The sequence below is a fragment of the Pseudomonas sp. KH_021 genome (assembly GCF_057838865.1).
Genome location: NZ_CM174477.1, coordinates 4,200,954 through 4,223,308, shown reverse-complemented (window position 1 = coordinate 4,223,308; position 22,355 = coordinate 4,200,954). Strand labels below are relative to the sequence as shown.

General features: G+C 60.2%; 12 protein-coding genes and 1 tRNA gene. 10 read left to right on the top strand and 3 right to left on the bottom strand.

Annotated features, from left to right (window positions below; genetic code table 11):
- Positions 1-11 precede the first annotated feature (11 nt).
- Both AC3IX4_RS19350 and AC3IX4_RS19345 read left to right on the top strand, forming a co-directional pair.
- On the top strand, positions 12-1,247 hold the full coding sequence (locus tag AC3IX4_RS19350; RefSeq protein ID WP_489257012.1) for a saccharopine dehydrogenase family protein: 1,236 nt from the start codon (positions 12-14) through the stop codon (positions 1,245-1,247).
- Between the two features lie 186 nt (positions 1,248-1,433).
- Positions 1,434-1,508 (top strand) — tRNA-Gln (locus AC3IX4_RS19345).
- Positions 1,509-1,788: 280 nt separating this feature from the next.
- Here the strand turns inward: AC3IX4_RS19345 and AC3IX4_RS19340 are convergent.
- From AC3IX4_RS19340 to AC3IX4_RS19330, 3 genes are all read right to left on the bottom strand, one after another.
- A complete protein-coding gene (locus AC3IX4_RS19340) occupies positions 1,789-2,442 on the bottom strand; it encodes a peroxiredoxin (protein ID WP_489257011.1) in 654 nt (217 codons plus the stop codon).
- Positions 2,443-2,539: 97 nt separating this feature from the next.
- Positions 2,540-3,661, bottom strand: a complete 1,122-nt coding sequence (locus tag AC3IX4_RS19335) for a J domain-containing protein (RefSeq protein WP_489257010.1) — start codon at positions 3,659-3,661, stop codon at positions 2,540-2,542.
- Positions 3,658-5,361, bottom strand: a complete 1,704-nt coding sequence (locus tag AC3IX4_RS19330; protein ID WP_489257009.1) for an Hsp70 family protein — start codon at positions 5,359-5,361, stop codon at positions 3,658-3,660. The genes AC3IX4_RS19335 and AC3IX4_RS19330 overlap by 4 nt, the downstream gene beginning before the upstream one ends.
- 161 nt (positions 5,362-5,522) lie before the next feature.
- Between AC3IX4_RS19330 and AC3IX4_RS19325 the strand changes: the two genes are divergently transcribed.
- The 8 genes from AC3IX4_RS19325 to AC3IX4_RS19290 all read left to right on the top strand — a co-directional run bounded on the left by AC3IX4_RS19325 (position 5,523) and on the right by AC3IX4_RS19290 (position 22,336).
- Positions 5,523-6,542, top strand: a complete 1,020-nt coding sequence (locus tag AC3IX4_RS19325) for an AraC family transcriptional regulator (RefSeq protein WP_489257008.1) — start codon at positions 5,523-5,525, stop codon at positions 6,540-6,542.
- A gap of 196 nt (positions 6,543-6,738) precedes the next feature.
- Positions 6,739-10,938 (top strand): NEL-type E3 ubiquitin ligase domain-containing protein, encoded by a 4,200-nt coding sequence (locus AC3IX4_RS19320; protein WP_489257007.1) that lies wholly within the window; start codon positions 6,739-6,741, stop codon positions 10,936-10,938.
- Between the two features lie 106 nt (positions 10,939-11,044).
- Positions 11,045-15,181 carry an NEL-type E3 ubiquitin ligase domain-containing protein gene (locus AC3IX4_RS19315; RefSeq protein ID WP_489257006.1) on the top strand — a complete coding sequence of 1,379 codons (4,137 nt, stop codon included), beginning with the start codon at positions 11,045-11,047 and terminating at the stop codon, positions 15,179-15,181.
- 143 nt (positions 15,182-15,324) lie between these two features.
- Positions 15,325-16,092 (top strand): SDR family NAD(P)-dependent oxidoreductase, encoded by a 768-nt coding sequence (locus AC3IX4_RS19310; RefSeq protein ID WP_489257005.1) that lies wholly within the window; start codon positions 15,325-15,327, stop codon positions 16,090-16,092.
- A gap of 16 nt (positions 16,093-16,108) precedes the next feature.
- Positions 16,109-17,302 carry an acetyl-CoA C-acyltransferase gene (locus AC3IX4_RS19305; RefSeq protein ID WP_489257004.1) on the top strand — a complete coding sequence of 398 codons (1,194 nt, stop codon included), beginning with the start codon at positions 16,109-16,111 and terminating at the stop codon, positions 17,300-17,302.
- Positions 17,303-17,311: 9 nt separating this feature from the next.
- Complete coding sequence (locus AC3IX4_RS19300) at positions 17,312-18,439, top strand: acyl-CoA dehydrogenase (RefSeq protein WP_489257003.1); 1,128 nt, start codon at positions 17,312-17,314, stop codon at positions 18,437-18,439.
- Between the two features lie 16 nt (positions 18,440-18,455).
- The gene (locus tag AC3IX4_RS19295; protein ID WP_489257002.1) at positions 18,456-19,229 is read left to right on the top strand and encodes an enoyl-CoA hydratase; all 774 of its coding nucleotides are present in this window, start codon (positions 18,456-18,458) and stop codon (positions 19,227-19,229) included.
- A 1,082-nt stretch (positions 19,230-20,311) separates the two neighbouring features.
- Positions 20,312-22,336 carry an alpha-1,4-glucan--maltose-1-phosphate maltosyltransferase gene (locus AC3IX4_RS19290; RefSeq protein WP_489257001.1) on the top strand — a complete coding sequence of 675 codons (2,025 nt, stop codon included), beginning with the start codon at positions 20,312-20,314 and terminating at the stop codon, positions 22,334-22,336.
- The last annotated feature ends 19 nt before the right edge of the window (positions 22,337-22,355 follow it).

Genomic DNA, 22,355 nt, shown 5'->3' with positions numbered 1-22,355 from the left:
AGAGACACAAATTGAAGAAGAACGTACTTATCATTGGTGCAGGAGGTGTCGCCAAGGTGGTGGCCCACAAGTGCGCGCAGCACAACGATGAACTCGGTCGTATTGCTATCGCGTCGCGCAACATCTCCAAATGCCAGGCCATCATCGAAAGCATCAAGGCCAAGGGCAGCCTCAAACAGCCCGCAGAAATCCAGGCCTTCTCGCTGGACGCCCTGGATGTAGAAGCAACCAAGGCACTGATTCGCGACACCGAGTCGCAGATCGTGATCAACGTTGGTTCCGCCTTCCTCAATATGTCGGTGCTGCGTGCCTGCATCGATACTGGCGTGGCCTATCTGGACACCGCCATCCACGAAGAACCAGGCAAGGTCTGCGAAACGCCGCCCTGGTATGGCAACTACGAGTGGAATCACCTCGAAGAGTGCCAGCAGAAGAACATCACCGCCATTTTGGGCGTGGGTTTCGACCCGGGTGTTGTCAACGCCTATGCCGCGTTGGCGCAACAACAGTATTTCGACCGCATTGATTCGATCGACATTCTCGATGTCAATGCAGGCTCCCATGGCAAGTATTTCGCCACGAACTTCGACCCGGAAATCAACTTCCGTGAGTTCACCGGGCAGGTGTGGAGCTGGCAGAACAGCCAGTGGACCAGCAACACCATGTTCGAAGTCAAGCGCACTGACGACTTGCCGGTGGTCGGCTCGCAGAACCTGTACCTGACCGGTCACGATGAAGTCCACTCGCTGTCCAAGAACCTGAACGTGCCGAACGTGCGTTTCTGGATGAGCTTTGGCGAGCACTACATCAACGTGTTTACCGTGCTCAAGAACCTGGGCCTGCTCTCCGAGCAACCGGTCAAGACCGCGGAAGGCCTGGAAGTGGTGCCGCTCAAGGTGGTCAAGGCCGTGCTGCCTGACCCAGGCTCCCTGGCACCGGGCTATACCGGCAAGACCTGCATTGGTGACCTGGTCAAGGGCACCAAGGATGGCCAGCCTCGTGAAGTGTTCATCTACAACGTGGCCGACCACGAAGAAGCCTTCGCCGAGACTGACAGCCAGGGCATTTCCTACACCGCAGGCGTGCCACCGGTAGCGGCGGCCCTGTTGGTCGCGCGTGGCGAGTGGGATGTGCAGCGCATGGTCAACGTCGAGGAGCTGCCGGCAGAGCCGTTCCTCAAGGCGCTGGACGTGATGGGCCTGCCGACTCGTATCAAGGACGAGAACGGCGATCGTCCCTGGAACTGAGTTGACACAAGGTGCGCCGAGGCCGGCGCACCTTGTTGGTTGAGCAGTTGAAAACACTAAGTTGCTGTTTTAAAAAAATTTATTTCAATTTTTGCTTCCCAAGCCAAGCAAATGTTGGTAAATTTGCGCGCATTCTTGCACAGGGCCTCACGCAGCAGCGTAGCGGGTACTTGTAGCATCAGATACAGGGGCGTCGCCAAGCGGTAAGGCAGCAGGTTTTGATCCTGCCATGCGTTGGTTCGAATCCAGCCGCCCCTGCCATTTTCGTTTTACCCTTCCTTTTTGATCCCACCAGATCGTCTATCTGTTTGTAGGAGCAGAGCTTGCTCGCGATACAGACACCGCCGTCTATCTAATTCACCGCGCCGATACCATCGCAGTGGTCCGGCATTCCGGCAAGCCTTGCTCCTACCCGATGGCATCAACCCGCCAGACGCTCGATCCTGTAGGAGCCGGGCTTGCCCGCGATAAAATCACCGCGGATTACCGCCAGACCGTGGCGCTTGAATCGCAGGCAAGCCTTGCTCCTACAGGGGCCGCGTTATTTCGGGGCCTTGGTGGTGCGCAGGTAAGGCAGCTTGATGTCGATCGCGCCGTACTTCTCCCGCGCCTGATCATCGTTGAGCGCCAGGGCCACGATGACGTCCTGCCCCTCGGTCCAGTTGGCGGGGGTGGCCAGTGGCACGTTATAGGTCAATTGCAGCGCATCAAGCGCACGCAGTACTTCGGCAAAGTTGCGACCTACCGACATGGGGTAGGTCATGGACAGTTTCACCTTCTTGTCCGGCCCAATAATGAACACCGAACGCACGGTGGCGGTGTCGGCCGCGGTGCGGCCATCCGGCAGGTAGGCTTCGGCAGGCAGCATGTCGAACGCCTTGGACACTGCCAGGCCTTCATCGGCAATGATCGGGAAGCCCGCTAGCGTACCGCAATAGCCTTCAATGTCGGTTTTCCATTGTTTGTGGGCGTCCACGCCATCCACCGACACGCCAATCACCTTCGTACCGCGCTTGGCCCATTCGTCCGCCAGCTGCGCGACGACACCGAACTCGGTGGTGCACACGGGCGTGAAATCCTTGGGGTGGGAAAACAGAATCGCCCAGTCCGAGCCTATCCAGTCATGAAAGCTGATAGGGCCCTGATCGGTATCGGCGTTGAAGTTGGGTACCGAATCGTTGATGCGCAATGCCATGGAAGTGCCCTCGCAGGTGTGATGAAGAGTAAGCCTGGAAAGACTAGACGGGTTTTGCCGAACCGGAGCGTTGATTCACTGCAATGGCGCGATATGCCTAGGCGCGCCATCGCGTCAGTGCCCGCAACCCCAGAAGCGTCAGTAAAAATACCCCAACGCCAGACACCCCGCCAACGGCATAGGCTGCCCCGCTGGCGACCAGCAGCGAGAGCGGCGCCAACCAGCGTTTGGGACGGCGCTGCAACGGGCACCAGTAATACGGGTCGCCGTCGACCACTTCCTGGTGTAACAGCGGATAGCCCAGTTGCAGGCGATCGGCCAGTTGATGGCAGGCAGCCCAGTCATCGCTGCCGAAGTGACGGGTCAGCAGCGTGCGTTGTTCGTCGTTCATCGGTTCAAGCAGCAATCGCGCCGCACGCCCGGCCGGGGTGTCTGCCGCCAGCCGCGCCAAGCGGCGTTGCTCGTTGAGAAACGCCTGGCTCTGGCTGCGTTGCAGTAATCCGTTCCAATGCGGTGGCGGGCGGCTCTGCGGATCATTCCAGCCTTGCAGACGGCTGACGGTATCGAACAGTTCTTGTGACCATGACTCGCTGCCCAACAGCACCCGGGCGAGGGTGCTGTCCAGCCATTCGCGGCGGCTGTGCGCTTGCAACCAGAGTGTCTGGTCAAGCTGGTGATACACCCTGAGAAATGCTTGTGGCTGGTTGTGACACAAGGCATTTTCCAGAGCTTGTTCACTGTGCGCCTGCAATTGCCAAAGCAGGCGCTCAAGATCAGGGGAGGGTAAGTCAGTACGCTGCCAGGGCGTCAGCCAACTGAACCGCTGCATGCCCCATTCGGCCAGTTGATGAGCGTGGTGGGTGGCGGCAAGGCAGGTGTGTAGCAACGTCGTTTCAAACTCGGCTTCGCAGTAGCAGGCCTGAGCCTGAGCCCAGCGCTGGTCAAGGTCTTCGGCGGTGGCATCTTCCAGTAAATGTTCGGCGAGCCATTGGGCGGGGGACGGCTGTTCGAGGGCTGGCTCACCGGTAGCGGTTAACGCGGTATCCAGGATTGCGCGGCGATCACTCAGCGCCAAGGCCTCTTCATAAGCCTGGCGCAGGCTTTGGAAACCCTGGGGGTCGGTGTCGGGACGGCAGCGCTTGAGCAGGCAGGCATAGCGGCGCTTGATGCTACGCGGGTCAGCATCGGCAGGCAGGCCCAGCAGGGTCCAGCAACTCAAGGCCAGACGCCTTGTTCAAGTGCTTGCAGACTGGCATTCAACTGCCGGCGCAGGTCCTTGATCTGCTGCTCGTCCTGGCTGTCGAGGACGTGCTCGAACTGCGAGGTCATGACATCGATCCGCTCACGCACAGCGCCGAGGCTGGCTTGGTAAAGATGCTCCAGACGGGCGATCAACAAGGTATTGGCTTGTTGCTCACGAGGGTGAACCTTCAGCGCGGTGAGGGCCTCTAGGCGTTGTTCTATTTCGATACTCGTCAATACGCCTGGGTTGTTCTGAATCACCAGTCGGCGTTTTTCGCCCAGTACCGGGCAATCGACCTCCGCTTCCAGCAATCCATTATGGTCGTAGCTCAAGCGCACCTGCAGGCTGATCTCGCCGGCCTGGCGTGGCGGGACTTCGATGCACAGTTGGCCTAAATAGATGTTTTCTCGCACCCAGCGACTCTCGCCCTGATACACCTTGAGCAAGACTTCGGTCTGTTGGTCGTGCAGGGTCATCACCCGCCGTACACGGCTGACAGGCACTACCGTATTGCGCTCGATGATCGGCAGAAAATGCCCAGGCTCCACTCGGTTGCCCAGGCTGACCGAGGTTTCGATGCCCAGGGAATACGGGCACACATCGGTCATGACCACCTCATCCAGCGCGGCATCATGGTTGGCCAGTGCGGCTTGCACGGCAGCGCCCAGCGCTACCGCATGGTCGGGGTCCAGGCGCAACGAGGGCAGGCGGCCAAACAGCCCCGCCACTAACTTGCGAATCTGCGGCATGCGGGTCGCGCCGCCCACCAGCAGGATCTCGTCGAGCTCGCCTGGACGGATCCGGGCATCGGCAAGGGCCGTTTCGATGGGGGCTCGCAGGCGTGCAAGCAGCGGCGCATACAGGCTTGGCAATTCGTCCTGGGAGAATGGCCGCTGCCACTGCCGGTCGTGATGGCTCAAGGTGAACGTGACCTGCGCCTGATGCCCCAAGGCGTGGCGCACCCGCTCGGCTTCGCGGCGCAAGCGTGCAGCGATCAGCGGCTCAGTGAGGTCCGGCAGTGCTGGGGCGCCCCCTTGCGCGGCAATGAAAGCCTGGGCCAGCAGGGTGTCGAAGTCCTCGCCACCCAGAAAATTGTCACCGGCACTGGCTCGCACCTCCATCACCCCGTCAAACAACTCCAGCACCGACACGTCAAAGGTACCGCCGCCCAGGTCGAATACCAGCAGGCTGGTCGTGCTGCCGTGCAATTGCAGGCCATGGCCAAGGGCCGCGGCCGTAGGCTCGTTGACCAGCCTGAGGACGTTGAGCCCTGCCAACTCGCCAGCGGCTCGGGTGGCCTTGCGTTGGGCGTCGCTGAAGTAGGCCGGCACACTGATCACCGCCGCCTGGATGGGTTCGCCAAAGTGTCGCTCGGCATCCTCGCGCAGGCTGCGCAGTACCAGTGCCGACAGCTCCTCGGCGCGCCATGACTGATCGCCCAGACGGATCGGCCGAGCGCTGCCCATGGCGCGTTTGAACAAGGCGGCGGTTTTGTGTGGATGAGTTTGCAGGCGCTCGCGGGCAATGTGCCCGACGATGATTCGGCCTTCATCGTCCAGCCCCACCACGCTGGGCGTTTGGAAGTCGCCCAGGGCATTGGCGACCAACTGAGGGACGCCATCGCGCCAAGCGGCAATCAGGCTATAGGTGGTACCGAGGTCGATGCCGACAATCATGCTGGCTCCAGGTCCGAATGGCGCATTTCAGCATAGGACAGGAGCGCGGCCTGGTGATATGTCGGCCGTCTGGATGTCGTGGTCGGGCATGGGGCTGGCGTTTTATCGACAGCGCCCTAAGATGGCCGACACGGGATACCGAACAGGATGCACGGCGCGCCATGGCGGAAAAAGACACCATCTCCATTCAACTGGTCCGCGAGGCCCTGCTGCAAAGCTGCCCACCGGGGGAGGCGACCCACGAGGCACTGCTGCGAGTGGGCATCGCGCCAGCGCTTCTGGATCACCCCCAGGCACGCGTGCCGGCACTGGCCTATGCTCGGCTATGGCGCCTGCTCGCCCGGCAACGGGATGATGAGTTCTTTGGCATGGACCCACGGCGCCTGAAATCCGGCAGCCTGGCGTTTCTTTGCCGCGCCGCCATGGCCCAGCCAACCCTGGCGTCGGGGCTGGCCTTGGTGCTGGAGTTTCTTTCTCTGATGTTCGAGCACCTGCAAGCGGACCTTGGGCGCCAGCAAAGCCTGGCCGAAGTGGTGCTGCGTGAGCAGGACCGAGCCCCGCGTCGCGCTTTTTGTTATTTCACCTACTGGATGCTGGTGCATGGCGTCGCCTGCTGGTTGGCCGGGCGACGGATTCCGATCCTGGCGATCGAATTGCGCTGCGCCGAGCCTGAATACTGCGACGATTATCGAGTGATGTTTTCGGACAACCTGCGCTTCGGTCGCGCCCGCACTCGGATGATTTTTGCCGGTGACTGCCTGGACCTGCCTATCCGCCGAACAGAACAGGAATTACAGCGATTCCTGGCTCACGCGCCGGCCAATATTTTGGTCAAATACCGCAACCAGGACAGCCTGGCCTGGCGCATCAGGAGTGATTTGCGTCAATTGCCGGCCAGTCAATGGCCAGAAACCGAAACCCTGGCGCGCAACCTGTGCATTTCGGCGTCGACATTGCGCCGTCGCCTGGCTGATGAAGGCCAGACTTACCAAGGCCTCAAGGATGCGGTACGCAAGGAGTTGGCCGTGCACTGGCTGGCCGAGGCGCAGATCAGCTTTGCCGAGATCGCAACGCGCCTGGGGTTTGCCGACACCAGTTCGTTCTACAAGGCGTTTCGCAAATGGACCGGTAGCAACCCCGGCCACTACCGCAGCCTGATTTTGTCCCAGGGCGGGTCATAACCTTTTAGCCACCCAGTGCCTACCCGATGAATACTTCCACGATCGGCTCATTGAACAGGCCTTGCCAGCAATGCAGATTGGCGAGGATGAAGTCTGCAGAGCTTGATTATCCACTCAAAGGGTCATAAGCATTTAAGCGCAATGCCAAGGTGAGTCGCTCTACTCTCGAGTTTCCCTCAAGGAAGAGCGCCTTACCATGACCCCATTAAACCAAGCCGCTGTCGCGCTGGCCCATACGCACTATCACGATCACCTAATCGAGCAAGCCTTGCCGGACTGGCTGGGCAGGGCCACGCCTGCGCAAGTGGATGTCTTGCGCCAGAGCATGCAGCAAAGCCTTGCGTCTGGGCGAAGACTCAGCGAGCTGTTGAGCAACCTCATGCCTATCCAGGCATTTTGCAAACCCTTGTTGACCGAGGCTTTGTTTAGCCGCTTCGGGGACGGGCTAGACAGCCAGCAGGATATTTTTGTTGCCACCCACAAAGAGCCGGTCATTACCTCGCAGCCTATCGGTGTGCCGGTCACCGAACTGATCGAGCAGCGCATGAACCTGTTTGAGGCCGCCTTGCGCAACTTCAGTTCCGATCAAGCTAGCGCAGCGGGCTTGATCGCCGGCACTCGTATGATCGTCGCCCGACCCCAGACGCCATCAACGCTGGATTTTATTGATTGCTGCCGTTCGCTGGACCTGGGTGGCGCTTATCAAATCTATTTGAAATCGGTGCTGAGGCCCACTGAAGAATCCGGTCAATCCAACGGCCCTGCAGCGCAGCGGGTGATCTCGATGATTGCCTTGAGCTTTCGCCAGGCCATGTATGTTGATGCGCAACTTGCACAGCTCAAGCAAGCGCTGAGCACTGATGACTTTCACATCATTGAACAGGCGTGCACGCTCAAACCCGTGCTGGATCGCTCGGGTACTGCTGTGGAAGTTCGCCGTCTGAAACTACTGGGTGTCAAGCTTGACGACATCGTCGTCTTCGACTTGGCCGATGGTCGCGTTATCGCCTATTTGCCTGGCGACCCTGTCAGACCAGTGCAAGCCTTTGGCTCTTTGCGCCTTTTGGCCAACGAATTGGAGCGCCGACTTCGCAACCGACAATACCAGCGTTTTTTCAGCCGGTTTGTGCCTTATGCGGGCTATGGAAAATTTTTTGCAACCTTGCAGCAACGTTTTGGCAGCGTTTCGGATTTGGCCATCATCGGGTTGGACGAGCGCTTACTGAGCGTGGACGGCGCGCTCTATGACAGCCTGGCGCGCAGGCGTATCCAGCGAATTCTTGATGACGCAGCCATGCTGGCCGTACCCACCTCGACCCTCGACCACCAGGCCGCCCTGGAGCATGCCCGCCGCAGAGCGGCCGAAGGCCTGACGCTGCTAAATCTGGCCGGCCTGTTCGTGCCAGGGCTTGGCGAAGTCATGCTCGGGGTGGCGGTTTGGCAGTTGCTGGGCGAGGTGTACCACGGCGTGGAAGACTGGCACGACGGCGATATCGATGAAGCGATGGGGCATCTGTTCAATGTGGCCGCCAACGTCGCATTGCTTGGCGCGACTGTCGTCGGTGTAACCGTGGCCCGAGGCGCTTTTGCGCGATCGGCATTCGTCGACAGTCTGGAGCCGGCGGAGTTTGAAAATGGTCGCACGCGATTGTGGAAAATGACGCTGGCTCCTTGGCAGCAAGCGTTACCGCGATTTTTGATTGCTGATGCTTTCGGCCTATACACCGATGGCCCGCTGCGTTGGGTCTACATGGAGGGTCACTTCTACCCGGTGAAAAAAATCGAGGCCTCTGGACGCTGGCAGTTGCGGCCCATCAACGGTCTAGCCCCCATGTTGATCCAAAATGGGGCTGGCGCCTGGCGCGCAGTGGCCGAAGACCCCTTGCAATGGGACGGTTCGCATTACCTGTTTCGGCGCCTGGGTGAAGCCTTTGCGCACTTCGACGATCTGAGCATCGACCGCATGCTGGAAGTGACAGGGATCGATGCCGCGCGGATACGCCAGTGGCATGTGGAAGGCCTGCCCGCCGATGCCAGCCTGGAAGACACTCGCATTCGTTTTGCAATCAATGAGCGCCTTGAATCCTTCCTGGCACTGTTGAACGCCGGTCAAATACCCGCCAGAGGTCATGATGAGCTTCTGGATGTTGTCCTGGATACGCTACCTGATGGCGATGCCCCGGCGTTGATGGCGCAGTTGCAACGCCAGCGTGTCGACCTGTTCGAGTCGGCGTACCGTCAGAGCCAGGCAAGCGAGGACGCTCAGGTGTTGTTGCTGCGCCGGGATTTTCCCTCGCTTACCTTGGCCGCGGCGCATGAAATCCTGGCCACTGCCAACGCTAACGAGTTCTTATCGATGCGTGCCAACGCTCGAATACCTTTGCGACTGGCGGAGTTGGCGCGTGGCCATGTGCGCGAAACACGCATCACCCGGGCACTGGAGGGGCGCTACCTGCAGAGTGCCCAGAGTGCGGAGCTGGAAGGGGTTGTAGCGACAATGAGTCGCGACCAGGCGGCGACGTTTCTGCAGATGCCAGTCACCGGACAAAGCTTTCGCGGGCTGATACGAACGCCGAGTGGAAGGCTTGGCTATCCCCTGAGCGGCCGCGGGCAGGGTAGGCCGCGATCGCTGACCAGTCAGGTTCGGGAAATTTACCCGAGCATGAGCGAAGACGAAGTTGACCTGTGGATATCGCAAACGCTGACAGAGGGCGATCTGTGTGCTCGCCTCGACACGTTGCGTCAGCATTCACGGCTGTTGAGCGAAGCCTTGCAGAGCTGGATCAACGAAGTTCCAGGGCCGCAGCGCCGCCTTGAGCGCACTCAGCGCGAGCGGGTGGCGCGTTATGTCGAAAATTGCTGGCATCGTCGCAGTACGCGGGTTTTCGACGGTGCCGGCAATGTCGTCGGTTATCGCCTGGTTATTGCTCACTACAATCTGTCGAGTTGGCCCTCCCTGCCCATGGCGATCGACTTCAGCCATGTCCACGAGCTTTGCCTGACTTCTGTAGGGTTGACTGATATGCCGGACAGTTTTTTCCGCAGTTTTACCCAGTTGCGACAACTGGAATTACCCAATAATCGCTTGCAGCGGCTGCCGACGCACCTGGCTCGTTGTTCTCAACTGACGACCCTTAACCTGAACGACAACTTCATTCATCTGAACGAGGTGCAAAGTGCAACACTGGGGCGGCTGAGCGCGCTGACAACGTTGAGTTTGTCGGGTAACCCAATTGGTCCAGCTCTGGACCTGACTTCACTTGATCAATTGACCAGCCTGTACTTGCGCCGAACTCAGATCGACGCATTGCCCAGGGGCCTGCTCGATTGTCGGACGCTGGATGTGGTTGATTTACGCGATAACCAGATTACTACGCTGCCAGAAGCGTTCTACCGGGCGCCGAGATGGGTGACTCGCAATATCGCTCTAAGGGGCAATCCGCTTCAGGAGCAGGTCGCGTTGCGTTGGAGCAACCACATGGAGGTGCTGTTCAGGATAGCGGCGGTAGCTGAAGATGCGGCGGCACGTTCCAATGCCCGGCTCAGTTGGCTGGCAGGCAGTGCTCAGGCGCTGCGGGCCGAGCGCACGGTGAACTGGGACCTGCTGGAAGCCGAGGAGGGCTCCAGTGCGTTTTTTTCCGTGCTGGTCGACCTGCAAGACACCGCTGATTTTGCCGATCATCGGGCCGACTTGAACCGCCGAGTGTTTGATCTGGTGGAGGCCATGAGCTCGAATGCACGACTGCGCCGAGAGATATTTGACTATGCCATGGCACCGCTTACCTGCCATGACAGCGTGGCGCTGGTGTTCAGCTCGCTAGAGATGCGGCGCTGGGTCTGGTGGGCAAACGAACAGGCAGCCCAAGGCGCTCAAGGGCCTGCTTTATTGAGGCTGGCTCGCCGCTTGTTCCGTCTTGACGAGGTCGTGCGCATTGCGGCTGAAGATGTCCAGGCCCGGCGCGAAAGTGGCGCCAACCCCGATGAAATCGAAGTCAGCCTGGCCTACCGCACGGGTTTGCGTGACTCCCTCGAATTGCCCGGTCAGCCCATGGGGATGCTTTATGGCGGTATTTCCGGGGTCACCGGCCCGCGATTGAGCGCGGCTCGTCGACGTGTCCTGGCCGCAGAGCGTAGCGAGCAGTTGGCCGCGTCGATCAGCCAGCGCGATTTCTGGGTCGATTTTCTGCGCGTGCATCATGCGCAAGCGTTCGAGGCGATGGATGCCCCGTTTCATGCTCAGGTTGACACCCTGATGGATAGCGAGTCCAGCCTGCAGGATGCCGACTATCTGAAACAAATAGACGCTATCGCCGACCAGCGTCGTATTGCTCGTGAAGCGCTGATCCTGAGGCTGACGCGTGAATCGTTGGCAACGAATCCTGAGGTGGGGCATTGATGTATCCAGGCAGGCGGATCTTGCAGCCCTGCGGGTCATAACCTTGTAGGGGCTGGTTGTCGGTGGGGCGCTTTATCCTCGGGTTTTCTCAAGGATGAGTGCCCCAATGACCGACTACGTCCCGCAATCTCCTGCTCTTGTGCACGAGCACTTCCATGATCACATCATCGAACAGGCCCTACCAGCTTGGGTAAGCCAGGCTACGCCAGTGCAAGTCGCGACACTGCACCAGCGCATGCGGGCCAGCCTGGACTCCCAGCGCGAGCTCTCCACATGCCTGAGCGCTCTCGAGGCTATGGAGCCGTTTTGCGCACCCTTACTAAAAAGGGCCTTGCAGCAGCATCTGGGCGATGGGCTGAACCTCTACAAGGACATTTTTGTCGCCACTCATAAAGAGCCGGTGCTGACCTCAATGCCCATCGGTGTACCGGTGACCGACATTGTGGAAACACCCATGAGCCTGTTCGAGGCGGCGTTGCGCAATTTCAGCCCGGATCAGGCGCAGGCCAATGGCCTGTTTTCCGGCTCGCGCTTGCTGACGGCGCGCACCGTAGCCCCGACTGCGCAGGGCTTTGTCACCTGTTGTCGAGCCGTGGACCTGGGCGGTGCCTATCAGGCCCATCTGCGCTCGAAACTACTGACGCCGACGGCACAATCGTTCATTGCCGAGAGCTTTCGCGATGCCCTGCGCCTGGACGCGCAAATCGCCTTTCTTAAGGGCGAACTGCAAGAGCATGAATTTCAGGTACTTGAGCAAGCCTGTTCGTCCTCGGCGGGTCACTCGACACAGGCACACCGCCTGAAGCTTTTGGGCGTGGAGTTGAGCGATATCCTGGTGTTCGACTTGCCCGCAGGGGATGTGATTGCGTACCTGCCTGGTGACTCATCCAAACCCTTGCAAACGTTCGGTTCGCTGCGTTTATTTGCCGATGACTTGGCGCATCGTCTTCGCGCACCGGCGTATCAGCGTTTCTTCAGCCGCTTTGTCCCTCGTGCCGGTTATGTCCGGTTTTTTGCCACCTTGCAGGCGCGTCTGCCCATGCCTTCTGGCTCCGCCACGTTTGGCCTGGACGAAAGGCTGCTGGGCGTTGAAGAGGGCCTGTTCGACACTGTGGCTCGCCTGAAAATATCGCGCATTCTTAATGACGCAGCGCTGCTGGCGGTACCGACCGCGACCCTGGACCGAGAAGCCGCTATCGAGCACGCCCGGCGCCGCCGGCAAGAAGGCTTGACGCTGCTGAACCTGGCCGGCCTGTTCGTCCCAGGCCTGGGTGAAATAATGCTTGGGGTCGCGGTGTGGCAATTGATGGGGGAGGTGTATCACGGCGTCAAGGATTGGCGAGACGGGGATGTCGATGAGGCGCTGGGGCATTTATTCAATGTCGCGGCCAATGTTGCCCTGATCGGCGCCACGGCGATCGGTGTGACCGTTGCGCGACAGGCGTTCAGCCGTTCGGGTTTCGTCGATGGGTTGCTGCCGGCCGATCTGGAGAACGGCCGCGCCCGACTTTGGGACATGAACCTGGCCGCCTATCGACAAGCCTTGCCTCGCCTGCTTGAGGCGGATGCAACTGGCCTGTATCGAGACGGGGCCAGGCAATGGGTGGGCATGGGGGGCGAGTTCTACCCCGTGCGCGCTGTCGCCGACACGCAGCGCTGGCAATTGTTGCCTCATGACGACCTGGCACCAGCCTTGGTGCATAACGATGCCGGTGCCTGGCGACTTCGAATGGAAGACCCTTTGCAGTGGCGCGAGCCCCATGAGCTGTTTCGTCGGTTGGGTCACCTGTATTCGGGGGTGGATGGGCAAAGTATTGATCGAATCCTGGAAGTCACCGGTATCGATGCCCCGCGCCTGCGTCAGTGGCACGTCGAATGCTCGCCACCCGATGCCAACTTTCAGGACACCTGCGTGCGGTTTGCGATCAATGGGCGGATTGAAGCGCTGTTGGCCCGGCTTAATCATGCAGATCTGCCCGTACGCGGTGCCGACGATCTGTTTGATGCGGTCGTGGATTCGTCGGGCGAAAGCGACGCCGCCGCGCTGGTGGCGCAGTTGCAACGCCAGCGTGTAGACCTGTTCGAATCCCAGTACCGCCAAAGCCAAGCCACTGACGACGCCCAGGCATTGCTGCTGCGTCGCGATTTTCCGTCCCTGACCCTGGCCGCGGCCAAGGAGATGCTGACCACGGCCAACAGCGAAGAAATCCAGCGCATGGACATCAAGCGCCAAGTGCCTTTACGCCTGGCGGAGCTGGCGCGCCGGCATGTCCGTGAAACCCGCATCACCCGTGCCCTGGAAGGCCGATACCTGCACACACTCAAGCGTGCGGAACTGGCGCAGGCGCCGACAGGTTTGCGGCGCGAAGAGGTCGCCACCTTCTTGCAATTACCCGACCTTGAGCCCCATGTCCGCTGGCCGACGCGTTCGCCCAGCGGCCGGTTGGGATATCTCTTGAGCGGACGCGGGCAGGGTCAGCCACGGGCCTTGCTCAGTCGGGTCAGGGAGATTTATCCAGGCCTTGATGAGGATGAAATCCAGTGGTGGATCGAGCAGCAACCGGGCATGGACCTGAGTATTCGGCTCGATAATCTTCGCAGGCAGTCGAATTTTCTGGCGATAGCGTTGCAAGAGTGGATCGACGCCGTCGCCACGGCGCCGATGGCCGCTGAACGGCTGTTGCGCCGGCAGGTGGCGCGCAGTATCGAAGATGCCTGGTGTCGTCGCAGCCCGCGTTGCGTTGATGAAAACGGACGCTTCAGCGGCTACAGCCTGACCCTGGACCAAGGCGAATTGCCTCACTTGCCGTCATTACCCTTGTCGATCGATTTCAGCCACGTGAGCGAGCTGTCCATCACCGGTATAGGGCTCGATAGCATGCCGGACAGCTTCTTTCGCAGCTTTACCGGCCTTCGCCAATTGGTGTTTGCCGGTAACCGCTTGCAGCAACTGCCGGCGCATCTGGATCGCTGCCTGCAACTGACGACGCTTGATCTGCGCGACAACTTCATTCACCTGGATACTCGGCAGAGTTTGGCCTTGGGGCGCCTGCGAAACCTGCAAAGGCTGGACCTGTCCGGCAACCCGATTGGCCCCACTCTGGACCTGAGCAGTTTCGACCGTTTACGTAGTGTGATGCTGTGCCGAACCCAGATTGAAACGCTGCCGACCGGTTTGCTAAGCCGCTACACCCTGGAATTGGCTGATTTGCGCCACAACCGCATCCGCAGCTTGCCGCAACAGTTCTTCCAGGCGCCACGCTGGGTCTCTCGAAACCTGGTGCTGTCGGACAACCCGTTGGAGCGTTCAACGGTTGCAAGGCTGGATAATTTCCGTGAAGCACCCTATAGGGTAGGGCCAGAAGTAGGAGACGCAGCGGCCTTGTATCGCGCACGACTCAACTGGCTGGCGGGCAGCCCCGTCGTTGATCAGGCGCAGCGTGGGGCCTGTTGGGATGCGTTGATGGAAGAAGCGGGCGGTTCACCGTTTTTCGCGGTACTGGAGGATCTCCAAAGCACAGCCGATTTTCTTCGTCACCGCAATGAACTGACGGCACGTGTGTTCGAGCTTGTGCAAGCCATGCACGACAATGCCCAGCTACGCAGGGCAATCTTCGAGCATGCACGCCTGCCCAGGACCTGCCAGGACAGCGTGGCGGGGCTTTTCAGTGCCCTGGAAATCAAGCGCCTGGTCTGGCAAGCCAATGCAACGGCTGGCGCAGGCACTCAAGGGGCTGCGCTGCTGCAACTCGCCCGTCGACTGTTTCGGCTGGACGAAGTCGAGCGCTTCGCCCTGAGGGATATCCAGAGCCGAGAGAACGCCGGCGTGGATGGTGATGAAGTCGAGATCAGCCTTGCCTATCGCATCGGTCTGCGCGAGTCGCTGCAATTGCCTGGCCAGCCCATGAGCATGCTTTTTCGCGGTGCGGCCCAAGTCGACAGATACACCTTGGGCCTTGCACGCCGACAGGTGCTGGCAGCCGAACAGGGCGAAGCGTTGCAGGCGTCCGTCAGCCAACGCGACTTCTGGGTCGAGTACCTGCAAGTTCGCCATCGCCAGGCGTTCGACGAAACCGACGCGCCTTTTCATGAGCAAGTCGAGCAACTGATGAACCCCGCGCTGAAATTGCCCGATGCCGAACACCTGCGACAGATGGAGGCCATCGGCAAGGCGCGCAAGCTGGCGCGCGACCAACTGATCATGACCTTGACCGAAAAGGCGCTGGGCAGGCATTCAAGCTGACGCTCTAACCCGCCCGGTAGCAGTGGCCAAAGCAGTCAGTCAGGTTGGCGGCTTTGACTATTGCCCGGGCGCTGATTGGGCGCGACCATCTTCAGAACTTTCAAAGCCTGAAAACACGCGGCTGAACCCTAAGGAATAGAGCAATGCACATAGCCAATAACGTCTTTATCGTGACCGGTGCCGCCTCCGGCCTGGGCGCAGCCACTGCGCACATGCTGATCGATGCCGGCGCTCGGGTGATGTTGGTTGACCTCAATGCCCAAGCGGTAGCGGATAAGGCCCAGGCCTTGGGCGCCAATGCCCGTTATTCGGTCGCCGATATCAGCCAGGAAGCGGCCGCCCAGGCGGCCGTTGACGCTACCGTCGAGGCCTTTGGTGGGCTGCACGGGCTGATTAACTGCGCAGGCGTGGTCGGGGCCGAAAAAATCCTCGGCAAGAACGGTCCCCACGGGTTGGAAAGCTTCAGCCGGGTGATCAATATCAACCTGATCGGCAGTTTCAATATGCTGCGACTGGCCGCCGCCGCCATGGCCGAAGGCCCGGTGGGCGAGGGCGGTGAGCGCGGGGTGATCATCAATACAGCGTCCATCGCCGCCTACGACGGCCAGATCGGCCAAGCCGCCTATGCGGCGTCCAAGGGCGCGATTGCCAGCCTGACCCTGCCGGCTGCGCGAGAACTGGCGCGCTTTGGTGTGCGAGTGATGACCATCGCCCCCGGCATTTTCGAAACGCCGATGATGGCCGGCATGACCCAGGAGGTCCGTGATTCGCTGGCCGCCGGGGTGCCGTTCCCGCCGCGCCTGGGCAAACCCTGTGAATATGCAGCCCTGGCCCGCCATATCATTGAAAACAGCATGCTCAACGGTGAGGTGATCCGTCTTGACGGTGCCTTGCGCATGGCGGCCAAGTAATCGAGGAATAAATGACATGACACTCGCCAATGATCCCATCGTAATTGTCAGCGCCGTGCGCACGCCCATGGGCGGCTTGCAGGGTGACTTCAAGGCATTGACCGCCCCGCAACTGGGCGCCGTCGCCATCAAGGCTGCGGTGGAGCGCGCCGGTGTGGAGGCCGGGGCAATCGACCAGGTGTTGTTCGGCTGCGTGCTGTCGGCCGGCCTGGGCCAGGCCCCCGCACGCCAGGCAGCACTCGGTGCTGGCCTGAATAAAGCCACCACCTGCACCACCCTGAACAAGATGTGTGGCTCCGGCATGCAGGCGGCCATCATGGCCCATGACCTGCTGCTGGCCGGCAGCGCCGAGGTGGTGGTGGCCGGTGGCATGGAGAGCATGTCCAACGCCCCCTACCTGCTGGACCGCGCCCGCAGCGGCTACCGCATGGGCCACAGCAAGATCATCGATCATATGTTCTTCGATGGCCTGGAAGACGCCTACGACAAGGGCCGCCTGATGGGTACCTTCGCTGAAGACTGTGCCCAGGCCAACGGTTTCAGCCGAGAAGCCCAGGACGCCTTCGCCATCGACTCACTGACCCGCGCCCAGAACGCGATCAAGGACGGCAGCTTTGCCGCCGAGATCGTTCCGGTGACGGTCACGGTCGGCAAGGAGCAGCACCTGATCAGCGATGACGAACAGCCCCCCAAGGCACGCCTGGACAAGATCACCCAGCTCAAGCCTGCGTTTCGTGAGGGCGGCACCGTAACGGCGGCCAACTCAAGCTCCATCTCCGACGGCGCCGCGGCGCTGGTGATGATGCGCAAGTCCCAGGCGCAATCATTGGGGCTCAAGCCGCTGGCGGTGATCCATGGCCATGCGGCGTATGCCGATGAGCCGGGGTTGTTCCCGGTAGCACCGGTAGGCGCTATTCAAAAGCTTATGCAACGGACTGGCTGGACCCTGGATCAAGTCGACTTGTTCGAGATCAACGAAGCGTTCGCGGTGGTGACATTGGTGACCATGGCCAAGCTTGAACTGCCCCGTGAGAAGGTCAATATTCACGGCGGCGCCTGTGCCCTGGGCCACCCGATAGGGGCTTCGGGCGCACGGATTCTGGTCACCTTGCTGTCGGCCCTGCGCCACAAAGGCCTCAAGCGTGGTGTGGCGGCCATCTGCATCGGCGGCGGCGAAGCCACGGCGATGGCCATTGAATGCCTGGAGTGAGGTGAGCGCATGTTAGTCAATGACGAGCAACAACAGATTGCCGAAGCAGCCCGCCAGTTTGCCCAGGAACGCCTGCGTCCCTTTGCTGCCGAGTGGGACCGCGAACACCGTTTTCCCCGCGAAGCGATCACCCAGATGGCCGAACTGGGTTTCTTCGGCATGCTGGTGCCGGAGCAGTGGGGCGGCTGCGACACCGGTTATCTGGCCTACGCCATGGCCCTGGAAGAAATTGCCGCAGGCGATGGTGCTTGCTCGACCATCATGAGCGTACACAACTCGGTCGGCTGCGTGCCCATCCTAAAATTCGGCACCGATGAGCAGAAACAGCAGTTTCTTGAACCCTTGGCGAGCGGTCGCATGCTGGGTGCCTTCGCACTCACCGAACCGCAGGCCGGCTCCGATGCCAGTAGCCTGAAAACCCGTGCCCGCCGCGATGGCGACCACTATGTATTGAACGGCTGCAAGCAGTTCATCACCTCCGGGCAAAACGCGGGGCTGGTGATCGTGTTTGCCGTGACCGATCCCGCGGCGGGTAAACGCGGTATTTCAGCCTTCCTGGTGCCCACCGATTCTCCTGGCTATAAGGTCGCGCGCATCGAAGACAAGCTTGGCCAGCATGCCTCCGATACCTGCCAGATTCTGTTCGAGGACGTACGAATCCCTGTCGCCAACCGCCTGGGTGAAGAAGGTGAGGGCTACAAAATCGCCCTGGCGAACCTGGAAGGCGGGCGAATCGGCATTGCTTCCCAGTCGGTTGGCATGGCCCGTGCGGCTTTTGAAGTCGCCCGCGACTATGCCCGGGAACGGACGAGTTTCGGTAAGTCCTTGATTGAACACCAGTCTGTGGCGTTTCGACTGGCAGACATGGCCACAAAGATTGCTGTGGCCCGGCAAATGGTCCATTTCGCTGCTAGCCTGCGTGATGCAGGTCGCCCAGCACTGGTGGAAGCGTCGATGGCCAAGCTGTTTGCCTCGGAAATGGCTGAAAAAGTTTGCTCTCAGGCCTTGCAGACGCTGGGTGGTTATGGCTATCTCACCGACTTTTCGCTGGAACGGATTTACCGCGATGTACGGGTGTGCCAAATCTATGAGGGCACCAGCGATATTCAGCGCATGGTCATTGCGCGCAATCTTTGAACAGAGAGGTTAATTGATGTCATATGAAACGATTCTGCTTGAGGTACGTGACCGGGTGGGTTTGATCACCCTCAATCGGCCCCAGGCACTCAATGCCCTCAACGCCCAGATCATTCGCGAATTGAACCAGGCGCTGGATTCACTGGAAGCCGACCGCAATATTGGCTGTATCGTACTGACCGGTTCAGCCAAGGCCTTTGCTGCCGGCGCTGATATCAAGGAAATGGCCGAGCTGACTTATCCGCAAATCTATCTGGACGACCTGTTCTCTGACAGCGATCGCGTGGCCAACCGTCGCAAGCCGATGATCGCCGCGGTGTCCGGTTTTGCTTTGGGTGGCGGTTGCGAGCTGGCGCTGATGTGCGACTTTATCCTGGCAGCCGACAACGCCAAGTTTGGTCAACCGGAAATCAAGCTGGGTGTATTGCCGGGCATGGGGGGTACTCAGCGCCTGACCCGTGCGGTGGGCAAGGCCAAGGCCATGGAGCTTTGCTTGACCGGTCGCCTGATGGGCGCCGAAGAAGCCGAGCGTGCGGGCGTCGTGGCGCGTATTGTGCCTCAGGCAGAGCTGCTGGACGAGGCGCTGACGGTCGCCGCCGAAATTGCCAACAAGTCGCTGCCGGTGGCCATGATGGTCAAGGAAAGCATCAACCGCGCCTTTGAAGTGAGCCTCTCCGAGGGTGTGCGCTTTGAGCGTCGGGTTTTCCATTCGACTTTTGCCATGCATGACCAGAAAGAAGGCATGGCCGCTTTCATCGCCAAACGTGAAGCCAAGTTCGAGAATCGTTGACCCCATGCTGAGCTGATCCTAGCTCTAGCTCTAGCTCCAGCTCCAGCTCCAGCTCCAGCTCTTGATCTAGCTCTTGATCTTCGAGCCCAGAAAGTCCAAACACCGCGGATCGTCCCTTCAGGAGGCCGAGCGGAGCACTTGCGTAGTGGGGCGAGGGCCATGGATGGCCCGAGAGCGCCGTAGGGCCAGGGACGGCCCGTCGGCGCGGTCCCCACGTAGCAAGTGCGGGAGCGAGGGAACCCGGAGCGCAGCGTAGGGCCGTATGCGGGGACGCGGCGTTTTGGTTACTTTTTCGCCAAAAAAAGTGACCCGCCGTCAGGGCGGAAAGGTGAGTCCGCGTCTGCGCGTAATCTGGATATGTTCTCCATTAGTTGAACCAAAACCCTTGAATCGAGAACTTATCCGTTGGCGAGGGTGACGCTTAGTCACCTTTCCGCCTTTACGGCGTCCTACTTTTGTTGGGGCAAAAGTAGGCAAAACCCCTGGTCCCCGCATCCGGCCCTACGCTTCGCTCCGGGTTCCCTCCCTCCGCACCTGCTCCGTGGGGCCGCGCCGACGGGCCGTCCATGGCCCATCGGCGCTTGCGGGCCATCCATGGCCCTTACCCCACTACGCAGGCGCTCCACTCGGCCTCCTGAAGGGACATCCGCGTCGTCTGATCGTTTTGTGCATGAAGATCAAGATCAAGATCAAGATCAAGATCAGGATCAACGGCGCTTTTTAATCATCCCTGACTCATCGCGGTGGCTTTATCGCCGGCAAGCCGTGCTCCGACTGTCACATTTTTTCGCTATACCTTCTATGCTCTTTATTCCGTTGGCGATGCCTGCTCGGCAGGCGCGTCGCTGGGCGGGTCGCCGACCGTGGGGGGCATGATGGAAGGTGCGTAATAGCCTTGGACCGGCATGAATAAGCAATGACTCCGATTTTTGCCGATGTACTTTTTGCAGCTCAATCCGTCTGAACTTTTGCCCGTCCCTCCTGCTCGGAACTTAGGCAGGGGGTGCCGGTTTTCGCGGTGCTGATCGACACCAGCCAATCCAGTGAAACCCGCGTCCATAGGGCGTAAGGAGCGATGCTCGATGACGGTAGATGAGCCTTTCGAAGCGGGCCAGACGGCCCATGCAAGCGACAGTGCAACCCAGGTGCTGGGCATTTCCCAAGCCTTGCTGCTGCCAAGGCTTGTGATTGAAAACACCATGCCGGTGCTCGAAGGCGGATTGTTTGCCGCCAAGGCCATCATGGGCCACCCAGTCACGGTAGACAGCAAGGTCTTCGCCGACGGTCACGATAAGCTGGTGGTGAACCTGCGCTGGCGCCACAGCCACAGTGAGCACTGGCAGACGGTGCCCATGGTTGACCTGGGCAATGACAGTTGGCAGGCGCGATTCTGTGCCCCGACCGTCGGCCGTTACCTGTTTTGCATAGAAGCCTGGATCGACCCGTTCGCCACCTACCGCCATGAGCTGGAGAAAAAGTACTTGGCCGGTGTGCCCGTGGCACTGGAGCTCGAAGAAGGGCGCCGTCATTTATTACAGAGTGCCAAGCGCAGCCATGGCAGCCTGCGGGTGCAACTGCAGCAATTGCACGATGAACTGCTCAGTGCAGAGCAGGATGACCAGGTCGGGCTGTTGCTCAGCCCTGAGACGGCTGAACTGATGGCGCTGGCTGACCATCGTGCCTATCTGACTCGCAGCCATGAATTCCCCCTGGAGGTCGAGCGTGAGCGTGCCCAGTTTGCCAGCTGGTATGAACTGTTTCCGCGCTCGATTACCGATGATGCCAGCCAACACGGCACCTTCAACAACGTTCACAGCCGCTTGGCGATGATCCGCGACATGGGCTTTGACGTGTTGTATTTCACCCCCATCCACCCCATCGGCCTGGCTTACCGCAAAGGCCCAAACAACGCCCTGCAGGCGGGCCCCGACGATCCTGGCAGCCCCTATGCCATCGGCAGCCCTGAAGGCGGGCACGAGGCCATTCACCCGCAATTGGGCAGCCGCGAAGACTTTCGCCGGCTGGTGGCTGCAGTGGCCGACCATGGATTGGAGATCGCCCTGGACTTCGCCATCCAGTGCTCCCAGGACCACCCTTGGCTCAAGGAGCATCCCGGCTGGTTCTCATGGCGCCCGGACGGCACCGTCCGTTTTGCTGAAAATCCGCCGAAAAAATACCAGGATATCGTCAACGTCGATTTCTACGCCGCCGACGCCGTGCCCAGCCTTTGGCTGGCCTTGCGCGACATTGTGCGGGGTTGGGCGGAGGAGGGCGTGAAGATCTTTCGCGTCGATAACCCACACACCAAGCCCCTGCCGTTCTGGCAATGGTTGATCGATGACATCCGCACCCAGTTCCCGGACGTGATTTTCCTGGCCGAGGCCTTCACCAAGCCGGCTATGATGGCGCGCCTGGGCAAGGTCGGTTATTCCCAGAGCTACACCTATTTCACCTGGCGTAATACCAAGGCCGAGTTGCAAAGCTATTTCACCGAACTCAACCAGCCCCCCTGGAGCCATTGCTATCGGCCGAATTTCTTCGTCAATACGCCCGATATCAACCCGTTTTTCCTGCACGAATCCGGGCGCCCTGGCTTTCTTATTCGCGCGGCCCTGGCCACCATGGGCTCGGGCCTTTGGGGCATGTATTCGGGCTTTGAGTTGTGTGAGTCGGCACCGGTGCCGGGCAAAGAGGAGTACCTGAATTCAGAAAAATACGAAATTCGGCCCAGGGATTTCACTCAGCCTGGAAATATCATCGCCGAGATTGCCCAGCTCAACCGTATCCGCCGCTTGAACCCCGCGCTGCAAACCCATCTGGGCGTGGCGTTTTACCACTGCTGGAATGACAATATTCTGTATTTTGGCAAGCGCACTCCAGACCGTGGCAACTTCATCCTGGTCGCGGTCAGCCTTGACCCGCACAATGCCCAGGAGGCGCATTTCGAATTGCCGCTGTGGGAGTTGGGCCTGGCTGACGATGCCGATACTTACGGTGAAGACTTGATGACCGGCCACCGCTGGACCTGGCACGGAAAGACTCAATGGATGCGTATCGAGCCCTGGCACCTGCCGTTCGGTATCTGGCGCATCGAAAAGGCCCTCTAGCATGCCGGGAAGGACACTG